We start from the raw sequence: 14,530 nt of genomic DNA on the forward strand, positions 1-14,530 counted from the left end.
CCGCCTCAAAGGGGCGGCTAGTTTTGGTGGCAGGTGCATGGTTTACCATTTACACCCTATCTCGCCAACGCCTTCTTAAATTCAAACCTGAACAAAATACTTGTAAAGCAGATGGCCAGAAAATCGGCAATCGGTTCTGCCATGTAAACAGCGGACGTCTGATCTGCAGTGAAAATGTGAGGCATGATGTAGATCAACGGGAGCAGCAGGATAAATTTTCTGGTGACAGCGACTATGATAGATGCTTTTGCGTTTCCAATGGAAGTAAAGGTCATCTGGCAGGCCATCTGGATGCCGAACAGCAGGATGGAAGCCATGTAGATCCGCAGTGCATGAGCAGTAAAGGTTAAAAGCGCCTGGTCGGATGTAAAGATCGAAGCAAAACCAGCCGGGAACAGCATGACTAAAAGCCACATAAAAGTAGAATAGGAAAGGTCGATCTTTAACAGCAGTTTAAAGGAGTCTTTTACACGTTTTGTCTGACCTGCGCCAAAATTGTAGCTGATGATCGGCTGGGCGCCCTGTCCAAGGCCCTGCAGAGGCAGCATAGCGAACTGCATGGCGCTTGTTAAAATGGTCATGGCGCCAACTGCAAGGTCTCCACCGTATTTCAGCAGTGAAGAGTTAAAACATACGGAAATAATGCTTTCACTGGCCTGCATGATAAAAGTGGAAAGTCCCAGTGCAAGACTTGGAAGGATAATGTTTTTTTGCAGTTTCATATTGCATCTGCGGATTTTCAGATACGATTTTTTTCCTGTAAGGAAGTTTAACACCCATGCGCAGGAAAGTGCCTGGGAAATGATCGTTGCAAGAGCAGCACCACGAACGCCCATATGAAATACGAAAATAAAAACAGGATCCAGTATAATGTTGCTGGCAGCGCCTACTAAAACAGACAACATGCCGGTTCTGGCAAATCCCTGTGCAGTAATAAAAGCGTTCATACCCAAAGTCAGCTGTACAAAGATAGTTCCCAGTGAATAAATATTCATATAGGCAACAGCGTAGGGAATGGTATTTTCACTGGCACCAAAAGCCATAAGAAAGCTTCTGTTTCCGGTAAAAAGGATGATGGTCAGCAAAAGGGATACGATGATCTGTGTGGTAAAACAGTTGCCAAGAGTGCGTTCAGCAGACTCTTTATCTCCTTTTCCCATAAAAATAGAGGCTCTGGGAGCGCCGCCGTTTCCTACAAGGGCCGCGAAAGCGGAAACAATCATGATGAGGGGCATGCACACGCCTACACCAGTCAGTGCCAGTGCTCCGTTTTCCGGGATATGTCCAATATAGATACGGTCCACAATATTGTACAGCATGTTGATGATTTGGGCTGTAACTGTGGGCAGGGAGAGCTTTAGCAAAAGTTTCCCCAAAGGTTCTGTTGCAAGAAAGCTGTTATCTTTCTTTTGCTGTAAATTCATTTTCTGTCGTCCTTTCTTTGATCGCTTTTTTCGTATTTTCCATGATCTGTTGGTTGATCTGTTCATAAAATTTCAAGTCTTCCTCAGACAGACCGCAAAAGATCTGGCTGTAGAGATTTGCCTGCATGGAACAGATGGCAGCTGTAATGTCTGCAGTCTGGGGAAGCAGGGATAAATGGATCTTTCGACGGTCAGTCTGGTCAGCGGTCCTCTTTAGCAGACCTTTCTGGATCAGACTTTCTACAGCCTGGGATACATTTCCTTTGGAGAGCATCCGAAGTTCTGTGATATCAGCAGCAGTATCTTTTCCTGGATTATTATAAAGAAATGAAATAACCTTTCCTTCTGTTATGGTCAGCTGCCATGTTTCACAGATATTTTTTAACATCTGTTCCTGCAATTTCATGGTCAGCCGGATATGTGCAAGGAAATCAGTAATACAGATCATAAAGGAGACTCCTTTCTGAAAAATAAAAAGTTTTAAACAAAACAGTTCTAAAAAAAACTATTTAATAGAGTACGTCAGATGAGAACAAAAGTCAAGCCTTAACATTATGCGGCTGGTGTGTTACAATGGAGCCACGCGGAGAAATACATGCAGCTGCCAAACGGGCAGTGAAACACATCCGTGTGGAACCTGAGTATAAGGTGTCCAACTAATCAACAGGAGCAAAAAGAATTACATGCAGACCCTGAACCAGGATATAAAAAATAATGATTTTAAGAAAGTATATCTTCTCTTTGGGGAAGAAGCATTTTTAAAAAAAAGCTATAAAAACCGCCTTCGGGAAGCCATTACCCAGGGCGATACCATGAATTATAATTATTATGAAGGAAAGGGAATAAATGTAAATGAGATCATCAGCCTTTCCGATACAATGCCTTTTTTTGCTGACAGACGTCTGATCCTTATGGAGGACAGCGGCTGGTTTAAAGGCGGACCAGGGGCAGATGAAATGTGCGCCTATATAGAGAATATTCCGGATACGACCTGTCTTTTGTTTGTGGAAACGGAAGTAGATAAGCGAAGCCGTATGTATAAGGCTGTAAAAAAGTATGGCTATATTGCAGAAATGGTGCGTCAGGACAGTGCCCAGCTTGGAAGATGGGCAGCAGGAATACTGGCAAAAAATGGAAAAAAGATAACTGGCCGGACTATGGAATATTTCCTGGGAAAAACAGGAGATGATATGGAAAATATTACTTCTGAACTCGATAAGGTGATCAGTTATACACTTGGACGGGATATTATAACGGAAGAAGATATTGATGCAGTGTGTATTACCCAGGTGACGAACAAAATATTTGACATGATCACGGCCATTGCCAACAGACAGACAAAAAAGGCAATGGATCTTTATGAAGATCTTCTTACATTAAAAGAGCCGTCTATGCGTATCCTGTTTCTCATTGCAAGGCAGTTTAACCAGATCCTGCAGGTAAAGGAACTGATGGGAAGAGGAATGGATAGGAGTACGATCTCTTCTAAATTGAAATTGCAGCCTTTTGTTACAGGAAAAGTAATGGCGCAGGCGAAAACATTTACGAAGGAACAGATCTTGTCCTATGTGAATTTGTGTGTGGACGCAGAAGAAAGTGTGAAAACGGGAAAACTCCAGGACCGTCTGGCAGTGGAACTGCTGATCGCTAATAAATATTAGAATTAAGGAGGAGAATGCATTAAATGGCAGAAGAAAAAAATATACCAGGGGTAGCAACGGAAAAAGAAAGTGATGAAGTGTTAGAAGAGATCCGCACACAGACCAAGGAAGTTTTAAAGGAACTTCTGGCTGTTGCCAAGATGAAACCAGGTCAGATCCTGGTAGTAGGCTGTTCTTCCAGCGAAATCGGAAGTTACAAGATCGGCTCCCATTCCAGTGAGACCATTGGACAGACTGTATACAAAGCACTGTATGAAGAATTAAAGCCATTGGGAATTTATCTGGCTGCGCAGTGCTGCGAGCATTTAAACCGTTCCCTGATCCTAGAAGAGGAGGCAGCGGAGAAATACGGCTATGAACCGGTCAATGTAGTTCCTCAGTTAAAGGCAGGTGGTTCTTTCTCAACCGCTGCTTATCATACCCTGGAACACCCGGTTGCAGTAGAACATATCAAGGCACATGCAGGAATTGATATTGGAGATACTCTGATCGGTATGCATATGAGAGATGTGGCTGTGCCTGTAAGAATTCAGACAAAGGCCATTGGTGGTGCCCACGTAGTATGTGCAAGGACCCGTTTGAAATTTGTAGGCGGCATCAGAGCACGTTATGATGAAGAGCAGATGTAGGGAAAGTACAATTATTCAGAGCAAACATCTCGATTTCGCTGCGCTGCATCTCGATGTGGCTGCTCGTCATATGAAAATGCAGGGAAAAGTGTTCATTCATGCAAGCATGATCCACACTTTTCCCTGCATTTTCGCATTGCTCTGAATAACAAAAAAACTCTCCGGTGGGTTAATCCGGAGAGTTTTTAAATTACGGTATCGATTGATCGAATTCTATAAATTAAGCGATAGAATTAACAGCCTTGGATACACGAGAAACTTTGCGGGCAGCATTGTTCTTGTGATATACACCCTTGGTGCAAGCCTTATCGATCTCGGTAGTAGCAGCAACCAGTGCAGCCTGAGCAGCAGCCTTATCTCCAGCAGCTACAGCAGCCTCAACTTTCTTGATCGCAGTTTTAACCTTAGATCTGATCGCCTTGTTTCTTGCAGCCTTAGTTTCGTTTACTAAGATTCTCTTCTTTGCAGATTTAATGTTAGCCAATGAAATACACCTCCGTTCGGTATTATATAAAAATATTAATCGTTGTGTTTTCCATCAAAGCCTGGACACGGACAGTTCAATGTAAACATACTGTTACATTCTATCGGATCCATTTGGAAATGTCAAGTAAAAATTTTAAAAATTATCAAGAATGTTAAGCAGACGGTCTACAGTATCATGAACCAATGCAGGAAATGTTTCTGATTGCCAGTTCTATTTCTGTAAGTTATAATAAAATCCATGTGGCATAATACGCTGTCTCTGTGTAAAAACTAATTTTAACGATCGTTACAGTTATACAGGACAAAACAAGGAGGCAGCGAAAAATGAAGATACCTGAATTTAAAATACGTACAGACCTTGCTTTAGAGGAACGGGAAGGTTTAAAAGAAGCAGCGGAAGAAGTTTCAGGGGTTTCTTTTAAAAAGTGGGAAGGAAAACGGTCAGCAGCCCAGATCACAGAAGTGAAGGTTTTAAATGAACATGGCGCCAAAGCTTTGGGAAAACCGATGGGAAGCTATCTTACACTGGAAGCAGATAAACTGCTTATGCCTGATGAAGATTTTCATAGTGAAGTATCTGATGAACTGGCGTTGTTGTTAAAAGGACTGTTAAAGCAGAAGACCGGGAAAAATATCCTGGTAGCAGGGCTTGGAAATCAAAGCGTAACCCCGGACTCCCTTGGGCCCCGGACGGTCAGTAATCTCTGCGTGTCTGCAGAAGGGTTAAAAGCCATAGCTCCCGGTGTTATGGCCCAGACGGGAATGGAAACTGCCAGGATCCTGTTGGGCATTATTAAGGAGGTACAGCCGGATCTGGTGATCGCCATTGACGCTCTGGCAGCCCGCAGCATCCGGCGCCTTGGAACCACCATCCAGCTGACGGATACAGGAATTCATCCCGGGTCAGGAGTTGGAAATCACAGACACAGTCTTACAAAAGAAACGTTAGGAATACCGGTTCTTGCGATTGGAGTTCCTACCGTAGTAGGTGCGGCAGCCATTGTTCATGATACGATCTCCGCTTTGCTTGGGGTACTGTCATCCCAGGCAGAAACGAAAAATACGGGAAAATGGATCCAGAACATGGATCCGGAAGATCAGTACCGTCTGATCACAGAACTTTTAGAGCCGGAGTTTGGTTCTCTTTATGTAACACCGCCGGATATTGATGAGAGAGTACGCCAGTTAAGTTTTACTATTTCAGAAGGGATCCACAGGGCTTTATTTTAATAGGCTTATATAGTATATAAATATGAAAAGGGATAAGGAGCAAAGAAATGAGTGCACAAAAGACAAAAGCAGCCGGACATCTGGCTGCGATCTTTACTATGCTGATCTGGGGGACAACGTTTATATCGACGAAAGTCCTGTTAGAAGATCTGTCACCTCTTGAAATACTGGTGCTGCGGTTTGTGGCAGGTTATATTTTCCTGTGGATTATCCGCCCGGTTCCTTTGAAAGCAGGAAGCCTGAAACAGGAAGGGATCATGATCGTGGCCGGTATTACGGGGATCGGTATTTATTATCTTATGGAAAACATTGCCCTGACTTTGACACAGGCATCGAATATCAGCGTTATTGTATCGATCGCCCCTATTTTTACAGGTATTCTGGCCCACTTTTTCCTGGAAGGGGAGAAAATGAAGAAGAGTATCGTTCTGGGATTTGTGTGTGCAATGGCAGGCATCTGTCTGATCACATTCCAGAAAGGGGAGACAGTAGAGTTAAATCCACTGGGAGATTTCCTTGGTGTGGCAGCGGCAGCCATCTGGGGAGTATATTCCATCTGTTCCAGAAAAATAGCCGGTTTTGGATATGATACCATCATTACCACCCGGAGAACTTTTTTCTATGGTATTTTGTTCATGCTGTGTGCCCTTCCTTTTATGGATTTCCATCTTTCCCTTTCCGCATTATTAAAGCCGGTAAATCTGGGAAATATCATTTATCTGGGGGTAGGCGCCTCTGCAATCTGCTTTGTCACCTGGAATTATGCAGTAAAGTCCTTAGGTGCTACCAGAGCCAGCGTATATATTTACGGGATCCCGGTTGTAACGATTTTAATGTCGATCCCTCTTCTCCATGAAGTGATCACCTTTCAGGCAATGGCAGGAACGGTCCTGACCCTTGTAGGCCTTCTGATCTCCGAGTGGCCATTTTCTCCTAAAAAATAAGAAATGTGATGAACTTCCGGCAGGATGATCTGCATATATATGACATAAAGGGAAAAACAAGGGGTGCCGAAGGCGGCATTTGTTTCCCCGGTGCCAATATTTTCTTTTTAACTGGAAGGACACCATGAAATCATGGAGCAGAAATGTAAAAAAATGGATATTATTTCTGAAGATAACAGGCATCCTGGTGATCCTATGTATGATTGCAGGAGCCTGTATTTTGTATGCAGCAGAAAACCACATACAGTTATTAAAAAACAACCTTTCAAATGAAGTCTGGGAGTCAGGCTGTGAATGGGTCTGGCAGCAGATATTTCCCTTAAGCATGGATCTTACAGGAAAACATTCAAATCAGACATTACAGACACAGAAAAAATGGTCATCCATAAACACCATGGATCCGGCCTATGACCAGTATGAAAAAGCAAGGGAATTTTACCGCACCCATGAATATCTGGCCTGGATCGGGGAAGATGAGTCAGATGAGGAAACAATCCGGTCAGCCAGCGAAGAAGCATTGGATCAGTCTGAAAATGCCAATTCGCCTGCAAACACGGACAGCGCTTCTGCTAAAATTTCGGATCAGCCCATGATCTATCCCATGCAGCAGTTGATGGATTATGATTTTTTAATGAAACACTTCTATAATGTACATACTTCTACTACAGCAGACAGAGAACTGATGAATGCTAAGAACCTGTTGTCAAAGGATCTTACCCTGGAAAAGGAAGATGCGCCTCAGATCCTGATCTATCACACCCATTCCCAGGAAAGTTACAAAAACAGTAAAAAAGATGAAAATGTGGTTGCAGTGGGACAGAAACTGACGGATCTTCTTACAGAAAAAGGCTGGAATGTTTACCATGACACAACGGTATATGATCTGGCAGTGGGCAAGCTGGACCGCAGCCGTGCGTACACTTATGCACTGGAAGGAATTAATGAGATCCTGGCCCGGTACCCATCGATCCAGGTAGTGCTTGATATCCATCGGGACGGTGTAGGGGAGGATGTATACCTGAAAACAGAGATAGGCGGTCAGCCAAGTGCCAGGATCATGTTTTTTAATGGTCTGAGCCAGACGCCGGAAGGACCCATTTCATATCTGGCAAATCCTTTTCGGGAAGATAATCTGGCATTTAGCCTGAAACTGCAGTTAAAAGCAGAGGAGTATTATCCTGGTTTTACCAGAAAGATCTATTTAAAAGGACTGCGTTATAACCAGCACCTGCGGGCAAGATCAGCACTGGTGGAGGTGGGAGCCCAGACCAATACCTTTGAGGAGGCCTGCAATGCGATGATGCCCCTGGCAGAACTTTTGGATATGGTGTTGCAAGGAAAATGAAAACATAGTAAAATAGTTACGATATTCTATAGATTGAGATACCAGGGGCAAAAGGTCGGAAATCCGACGCAAGCTTGCTTGCAGGAGGATTTTTGAACTTGGGACCCGCCAAAACATGAGTAAGGAGCCATTTTTTGAAGAAAAATGAGCGGATTACGAATGTTTTTAGAATTGCGAGAGTGCAAAGCGCGTAGCAATTCGGTATCAGAGGGGTCAAAATACCTTTTGACCCCAACATCTAAATTGAAAGAAAGAGGATAAAGAATGGCAGTAATTGACCAGAGTAAAATACGAAATTTTTGTATCATTGCTCATATAGATCACGGTAAATCCACACTGGCAGACCGTATCATTGAGAAAACAGGACTTCTTACCAGCCGTGAGATGCAGGAACAGGTCCTTGACAATATGGACCTGGAGCGTGAACGTGGAATTACCATTAAATCCCAGGCTGTGCGTACTGTATACAGGGCAAAAGATGGAAATGAATACATTTTTAACCTGATCGACACACCTGGACATGTGGATTTTAATTATGAGGTGTCACGAAGCCTGGCAGCCTGTGACGGTGCTGTGCTGGTAGTAGATGCTTCCCAGGGAATTGAGGCCCAGACTCTGGCCAATGTATATCTGGCATTGGATCATGATCTGGATGTATTCCCGGTTATCAACAAGATTGACCTTCCAAGTGCTGATCCGGACCGTGTGGCAGCTGAGATCGAAGATGTGATCGGCCTGGAGGCACATGATGCCCCGAAGATCTCCGCAAAGACCGGACTGAACGTGGAAGAGGTATTAGAGGCGATCGTTCACAAAATTCCGGCGCCAAAGGGAGATCCAAAAGCGCCTTTACAGGCACTGATCTTTGACTCTGTTTACGACTCCTACAAGGGTGTTATCATCTTCTGCCGTGTTATGGAAGGAACGGTAAAGAAGGGCACACCGATCCGTATGATGGCAACAGGAGCAGAGGAAGAGGTTGTAGAAGTTGGCTATTTCGGAGCTGGTCAGTTTATCCCATGTGACGAGCTGGCAGCTGGTATGGTTGGCTATATTACAGCCAGCATTAAAAATGTCCGTGATACCCGTGTAGGTGATACAGTAACAGACAGCAGCAATCCATGTGCAGCGCCTCTGCCAGGTTACAAGAAAGTTACACCTATGGTTTACTGCGGACTGTATCCTGCAGACGGTGCAAAATACAATGATCTGCGTGATGCATTGGAAAAGCTGCAGTTAAATGACGCATCCCTGTTCTACGAGCCTGAGACCTCTGTTGCTTTAGGCTTTGGTTTCCGCTGCGGATTTTTAGGACTGCTGCATTTAGAGATCATCCAGGAACGTCTGGAACGTGAATACAACCTGGACCTTGTAACAACAGCACCAGGCGTTGTATACCGTGTACACAAGACCACAGGAGAGATGATTGAACTGACCAACCCGTCTAACCTTCCGGATCCGACTGAGATCGAGTACATGGAAGAGCCGATCGTCAGCGCAGAGATCATGGTAACTACCGAATATGTAGGTGCCATTATGACACTGTGCCAGGAGCGCCGCGGCGTATATCTGGGAATGGAATACATTGAGACTACCAGAGCCTTATTAAAATATGAACTTCCGTTAAATGAAATCATTTACGATTTCTTTGACGCTTTAAAATCACGTTCCAGAGGCTATGCTTCTTTTGACTATGAGTTAAAGGGCTATGAGCGTTCCGAACTGGTAAAACTGGATATCCTTGTAAACAGGGAAGAAGTGGATGCCCTTTCCTTTATCGTACATGCAGACTCTGCTTATGAAAAGGGCAGGAGAATGTGCGAAAAGTTAAAGGATGAGATCCCGAGACACCTGTTTGAGGTACCGATCCAGGCGGCAATCGGCGGAAAGATCATTGCCAGGGAGACGGTTAAGGCAGTGCGCAAGGACGTACTTGCAAAATGTTACGGCGGTGATATTTCACGTAAGAGAAAGCTGTTAGAGAAGCAGAAGGAAGGAAAGAAGCGCATGCGTCAGATCGGCAATGTGGAGATCCCGCAGAAGGCCTTTATGAGCGTGCTGAAGCTGGATGAAGAGTAGAACCAATGATGCTTCTTGTTTTTGTGAATAGGGAAACAAGAAGAGAACATGGCTGAACCAGCTTGAAAAAGATTAATGATGATAACAAACATGAAAAAAAAGCCCATTGAACTGTATATCCATATTCCCTTTTGCGTGAAAAAATGTGATTACTGCGATTTCCTTTCATTTCGTGCCCTGTCTTCGGTCCATGAGGCTTATGTACAGCAGCTGATCCGTGAGATCAGGGCCCAGAGCTGTTATTGTACGGACTGCCAGGTAGTAAGCGTATTTATCGGCGGAGGAACCCCCTCCCTTTTAGAACCTTCCTGTATCAGCCGGATCATGGAAACTGTATTCAGCTGTTTTCAGGTAGAACCGGAGGCGGAGATCACCATTGAGGCAAATCCGGGAACGCTTTTAGGGAAAAAACTTCCTGTTTACAGACAGTGCGGGATCAACCGCGTAAGCATTGGCTTACAGTCTGCGGATAATACAGAACTTAAAAATCTGGGAAGGATTCATTCTTTTGAGGAGTTTTTAAAAAGCTTCCAGAGCGCAAGAATGGCGGGCTTTACCAACATTAATATTGACCTGATGAGCGGGATCCCGGGACAGACCCTGGAGTCCTGGAAAAATACATTGAAAAAAGTGACCATGTTAAAACCGGAGCATATTTCCGCTTACAGCCTGATCATTGAAGAAGGAACGCCTTTCTGGAACCGTTTCGGGGAAGGCGCCTGTGCCTGTGATTATACGGGACCTGCGCTTCCAGACGAGGATACGGAAAATAAGATCTACCGTTTTACCAGAAAGTTCCTGCAGGAGCAGGGCTTTGAGCGGTACGAGATCTCAAATTATGCAAAACCGGGAAAAGAATGCCGCCATAATATCGGTTACTGGACTGAGGTGGCATATCTGGGACTGGGACTTGGGGCATCCTCCTATATGGAAGGCTGTCGTTTTACCAATGAAAAGGACCTGGATAAGTATCTGGCACTGGATTTTGGTGAAGAAGATCCGGAAAAGCGGGAGACAGCCCTTCGCAAATTATGGGGTCAAATAGAAGAACTTTCCCAGGCACAGCGAATGGAAGAGTTTATGTTTTTAGGGCTTCGTATGTTAAAAGGCGTGTCTGATGTGGACTTTGTAAGACTGTTTGGTGTGAAAATGGAAACGGTCTATGGTGATGTGATCCGCAGGCTGACTGCCAACGGGCTGCTGAAAAAAGAAGAAAATAATCTTGCCCTTACAGAATGGGGCATGGATGTAAGCAATTTTGTTTTAAGCGAGTTCCTGCTGGGATAAAAAGCGCAGAAAATCTGAGTATAAGTAAAATATAAAAGGTCCTGAAGTGAGAGAAAATCTCTGCTCCGGGACCTTTTTTGGTTATTCATCTTATTCACTTGTCAAAACCTGCCAGTGACAGATTTTCCAGGTCAATGCAATTATATTATACGAAAAACTCCAGGATAAACACGATGGCACAGGCTGCAATGGAAACCTGGAACAGGCTCTTTCCTGTATAAGCGAAAAACAGTGCCACTGCCAAAGCGGCAGCTCCGGAAACAGGAGAAGCAGTTGCGTAGATAATGGCCGGGAAGGTCATTACAGACAGGGTAACATAAGGCACATAATATAAAAAAGAGCGGATAAAAGGATTTTTGATCTCTTTCTTGATCAGTGTCAATGGCAGCATACGGATCAGATATGTCACAATGGCCATTACCGCTATGTAAAGATAAACTGGATATTTCATTTATTCTTCCTCCTTTACAGGGAACAGAACTGCAGCAGACCCGGCTACGATAAATGTAAGGATAATGATCTTAAATCCGGAAGAAATATCCCTTAATACCGGTATCTGGGTGAAAAGGAAGCTGAGTGCCATGGAAACAAGGATAACCATGCGCAAAACCTTATTTTCTCTTGCCGGAGGGATGACAACTGCCAGGAACATACCATAAAGAGCTACATTTAAAGCGCTTAACAGCCTCGCAGGAAGAAGACTGCCGGAAACAGCACCAAGGAGGGTGCCGATGGTCCAGCCTGGAACAGCCATAGCCATCAGGCCGTAGCTGAAATAAGGGCTTAAGACCCCGCTTTTACATACAGATACACCGAAGATCTCATCTGTTACACCGTAGGACATAAGAAAACGGTGAAAAAATGGCATATGACTGTCCAGTTTCTGGGAAAGAGAACAGGACATCAGGCAGTAACGCAGGTTGATGATCAGCTGTGCCATAGCCATTTCCACAAGGGAAGAACCGGCAGTAATGATCCCCAGGCCTGCAAACTGACCTGCGCTGGTCAGATTGGTAAAAGAGAGGACTACGGCTTCCAAAGTGGTAAGTCCGGCTCCTTTTGCCATAATGCCAAAGGTAAAGGAAACTGCCAGATAACCAAGTCCAATGGGAATACCATCTTTTAATCCGGCTTTGAATTGTGATATTTTCTCGTTCATGTAAAAACCCCCGCAATAAAATACATAAAACAGGCAGTCTGACTTAAGAAAATTAAGAAGACTGCCTGTTTATTATAACAGGAAATATAAAAAAGTAAAGTTGGGGCCTTTAAGAAGACTTCCACAAAATATCATGGTTGACGGTCTGGTAGAAGAGCTCTCTTACTTTTGCAGGTTCCTTTGTCTGGGTAAGGATCCACATGATCTTGGTAACAGCTGCCTCCAGGGTCATATCATAAGCTTCCAACAGACCAAATTCACGCTTGATCTTTTTTCCGACCTCATAAACAGACATATTGCTGCCTTCATTTGTAACCTGTGTTGTCATGATCACAGTTTTTCCAAGGTTGATCCAATGAGCCACTGCACGGTAGTAGTCGCCTCCGTCATCATAAGAAGGAAGTCCGCCAACGCCAAAGGACTCAATGATCACTGCATCATAATGAGCTGCCATATAGTCCAGAAGGGAAGCGTCTGCAGATGGGATCAGCTTCATCAGTCCCACACTGGAGTCCATCTGGTGATAGAAAGTCAAAGGCTCTGTGACCTGCGCCTTGTCGTCTAAATAAAACAGGATATGGTCTTCCTGGATAATGGCAATATAAGGAAAATTAATACTGGAAAAAGCATTATAACTCTTGGTCCGCTCTTTTTTACCTCTGGTACCGGCAATGACTTTTCCGTCAAATACAATATTTATCCCGTGAGCCTTGTCATGGGAAGCAAAGCGAAGACTGTCAGCCAGATTGGTACGGGCGTCTGTATTTTCCATATCAATAGGTTTCTGGGCCCCGGTGATGACGATCGGCTTTGGAGAATTCTGGATCAGATAGGAAAGAGCAGCAGCTGTATATGCCATGGTATCTGTTCCATGGGTGATCACAAAACCATCGTATTCCTCATAATGTTCTTCAATAGCTTTTGATACTGCCAGCCAGTGGGAAGGCTGGATATTGGTACTGTCTATATTTAAGATCTGTATACTGTCGATCTCGCAGTAGTGGCGGCTGTCCGGCACATAAGTTAAGATCTCTTCGGAAGTAATGACGGGTTTCAGACCGTCGGGTGTACGCTTGCAGGCAATGGTACCGCCTGTTCCTAACAGAAGGATTTTTTTCATACAAAGTATCTCCTTGTTGAGTTATGATTAAAAGTATTAACGCTTACGATTATATTAAGAATTCATCACTTTTACAATCCTTGATTGAATAAAATCAGAAATATGTTAAACTATATTCATACAAATTATACATGGTACCGTAGAATGGTATCACAGTAAATTTCAGGAGGTCAAATATGATGCTGATTGGAGGTTCCGTGATGTTTCTTATTCTGGTAGTACTCATTATTTTCATTCTTACATCCTGTATCCGTATCGTTCCTCAGGCTCAGGCACTGGTCGTAGAGCGCCTTGGCGGTTATCTGGGAACATATGGTGTAGGTATCCATTTTATGGTGCCATTTATTGACAGAGTGGCAAAGAAAGTAAATTTAAAGGAGCAGGTAGAGGATTTTCCGCCACAGCCGGTTATCACCAAGGATAATGTTACCATGCAGATCGATACAGTTGTATTTTTCTACATTACAGATCCGAAATCCTATGCATACGGTGTAGAGCGTCCGATCCTTGCCATTGAAAATCTGACGGCAACTACCCTTAGAAATATCATTGGTGAGCTGGAATTAGATGAGACCTTAACTTCCAGAGAGACCATCAATGCAAAGATGCAGGAGTCCCTTGATATTGCCACTGACCCATGGGGCATCAAGGTTACCAGAGTAGAACTTAAGAACATTGAACCGCCTGCAGCCATCCAGGAAGCAATGGAGAAGCAGATGAAGGCAGAGCGTGAGCGCCGTGAAGCGATCCTTCGTGCAGAGGGTGAGAAGAAGTCCATGATCCTGGTTGCAGAAGGAAACAAAGAGTCTGCAGTCTTAAATGCAGAGGCAGAAAAAGAGGCAGCCATCCTTCGTGCAGAAGCAGAAAAGGAAAAGAAGATCAAAGAGGCAGAAGGCCAGGCAGAAGCGATCCGCGCTGTACAGAGAGCAACTGCCGATGGTATCCGTTATATAAAAGAAGCCGGAGCAGACCAGGCTGTACTGCAGCTTAAGAGTCTGGAAGCCTTCCAGGCGGCAGCAGACGGAAAAGCCAATAAGATCATCATCCCGTCTGATATCCAGGGAATAGCAGGTCTTGTAAAATCTATTTCTGAGATCGCTGCAAAAGAAGATACTAAATAAACATGGTGCCCATCAGTAAGTGAAAATTTTTCAACTGGTGGGTAT

General features: G+C 44.2%; 14 protein-coding genes. 8 read left to right on the forward strand and 6 right to left on the reverse strand.

Features of this window, described 5'->3' with window-relative positions:
- Positions 1 to 56 precede the first annotated feature (56 nt).
- Both DW251_RS15900 and DW251_RS15905 read right to left on the reverse strand, forming a co-directional pair.
- Positions 57 to 1,424 (reverse strand): MATE family efflux transporter, encoded by a 1,368-nt coding sequence (locus DW251_RS15900; RefSeq protein WP_021868799.1) that lies wholly within the window; start codon positions 1,422 to 1,424, stop codon positions 57 to 59.
- A complete protein-coding gene (locus DW251_RS15905) occupies positions 1,399 to 1,872 on the reverse strand; it encodes a MarR family winged helix-turn-helix transcriptional regulator (protein WP_021868798.1) in 474 nt (157 codons plus the stop codon). The genes DW251_RS15900 and DW251_RS15905 overlap by 26 nt, the downstream gene beginning before the upstream one ends.
- 235 nt (positions 1,873 to 2,107) lie before the next feature.
- Here DW251_RS15905 and holA point away from each other — a divergent pair, with 235 nt between their 5' ends.
- The gene (gene holA, locus DW251_RS15910; RefSeq protein ID WP_118301717.1) at positions 2,108 to 3,085 is read left to right on the forward strand and encodes a DNA polymerase III subunit delta; all 978 of its coding nucleotides are present in this window, start codon (positions 2,108 to 2,110) and stop codon (positions 3,083 to 3,085) included.
- A gap of 23 nt (positions 3,086 to 3,108) precedes the next feature.
- Complete coding sequence (locus tag DW251_RS15915) at positions 3,109 to 3,714, forward strand: TIGR01440 family protein (RefSeq protein ID WP_021868796.1); 606 nt, start codon at positions 3,109 to 3,111, stop codon at positions 3,712 to 3,714.
- Positions 3,715 to 3,934: 220 nt separating this feature from the next.
- Here the strand turns inward: DW251_RS15915 and rpsT are convergent, their stop codons facing one another.
- Positions 3,935 to 4,198 carry a 30S ribosomal protein S20 gene (gene rpsT, locus DW251_RS15920; RefSeq protein WP_021868795.1) on the reverse strand — a complete coding sequence of 88 codons (264 nt, stop codon included), beginning with the start codon at positions 4,196 to 4,198 and terminating at the stop codon, positions 3,935 to 3,937.
- A gap of 326 nt (positions 4,199 to 4,524) precedes the next feature.
- Between rpsT and gpr the strand changes: the two genes are divergently transcribed.
- The 5 genes from gpr to hemW all read left to right on the forward strand — a co-directional run bounded on the left by gpr (position 4,525) and on the right by hemW (position 11,085).
- Complete coding sequence (gene gpr, locus DW251_RS15925; RefSeq protein WP_021868794.1) at positions 4,525 to 5,430, forward strand: GPR endopeptidase; 906 nt, start codon at positions 4,525 to 4,527, stop codon at positions 5,428 to 5,430.
- A gap of 47 nt (positions 5,431 to 5,477) precedes the next feature.
- Positions 5,478 to 6,374 (forward strand): DMT family transporter, encoded by an 897-nt coding sequence (locus DW251_RS15930; RefSeq protein ID WP_118301718.1) that lies wholly within the window; start codon positions 5,478 to 5,480, stop codon positions 6,372 to 6,374.
- Between the two features lie 124 nt (positions 6,375 to 6,498).
- Entirely contained in the window at positions 6,499 to 7,719 is a 1,221-nt protein-coding gene (locus DW251_RS15935) for a stage II sporulation protein P (protein WP_243035007.1), read from the forward strand.
- A 264-nt stretch (positions 7,720 to 7,983) separates the two neighbouring features.
- Positions 7,984 to 9,798 carry a translation elongation factor 4 gene (gene lepA, locus DW251_RS15940; RefSeq protein ID WP_021868791.1) on the forward strand — a complete coding sequence of 605 codons (1,815 nt, stop codon included), beginning with the start codon at positions 7,984 to 7,986 and terminating at the stop codon, positions 9,796 to 9,798.
- 90 nt (positions 9,799 to 9,888) lie between these two features.
- Positions 9,889 to 11,085, forward strand: coding sequence for a radical SAM family heme chaperone HemW (gene hemW, locus DW251_RS15945; protein ID WP_347474684.1), 1,197 nt, complete (start codon positions 9,889 to 9,891; stop codon positions 11,083 to 11,085).
- Between the two features lie 145 nt (positions 11,086 to 11,230).
- Here hemW and DW251_RS15950 read toward each other — a convergent pair whose 3' ends face one another.
- From DW251_RS15950 to DW251_RS15960, 3 genes are all read right to left on the reverse strand, one after another.
- Entirely contained in the window at positions 11,231 to 11,536 is a 306-nt protein-coding gene (locus tag DW251_RS15950; RefSeq protein ID WP_118301719.1) for an AzlD domain-containing protein, read from the reverse strand.
- Positions 11,537 to 12,244, reverse strand: a complete 708-nt coding sequence (locus DW251_RS15955) for an AzlC family ABC transporter permease (protein WP_021868788.1) — start codon at positions 12,242 to 12,244, stop codon at positions 11,537 to 11,539.
- 109 nt (positions 12,245 to 12,353) lie between these two features.
- A complete protein-coding gene (locus DW251_RS15960) occupies positions 12,354 to 13,364 on the reverse strand; it encodes an asparaginase (RefSeq protein WP_118301720.1) in 1,011 nt (336 codons plus the stop codon).
- 176 nt (positions 13,365 to 13,540) lie between these two features.
- Here DW251_RS15960 and DW251_RS15965 point away from each other — a divergent pair, with 176 nt between their 5' ends.
- Positions 13,541 to 14,485, forward strand: a complete 945-nt coding sequence (locus DW251_RS15965; protein ID WP_021868786.1) for an SPFH domain-containing protein — start codon at positions 13,541 to 13,543, stop codon at positions 14,483 to 14,485.
- Positions 14,486 to 14,530 lie beyond the last annotated feature (45 nt).

The sequence above is a fragment of the Clostridium sp. AM22-11AC genome (assembly GCF_003473545.1).
GTDB lineage: Bacteria > Bacillota > Clostridia > Lachnospirales > Lachnospiraceae > Enterocloster.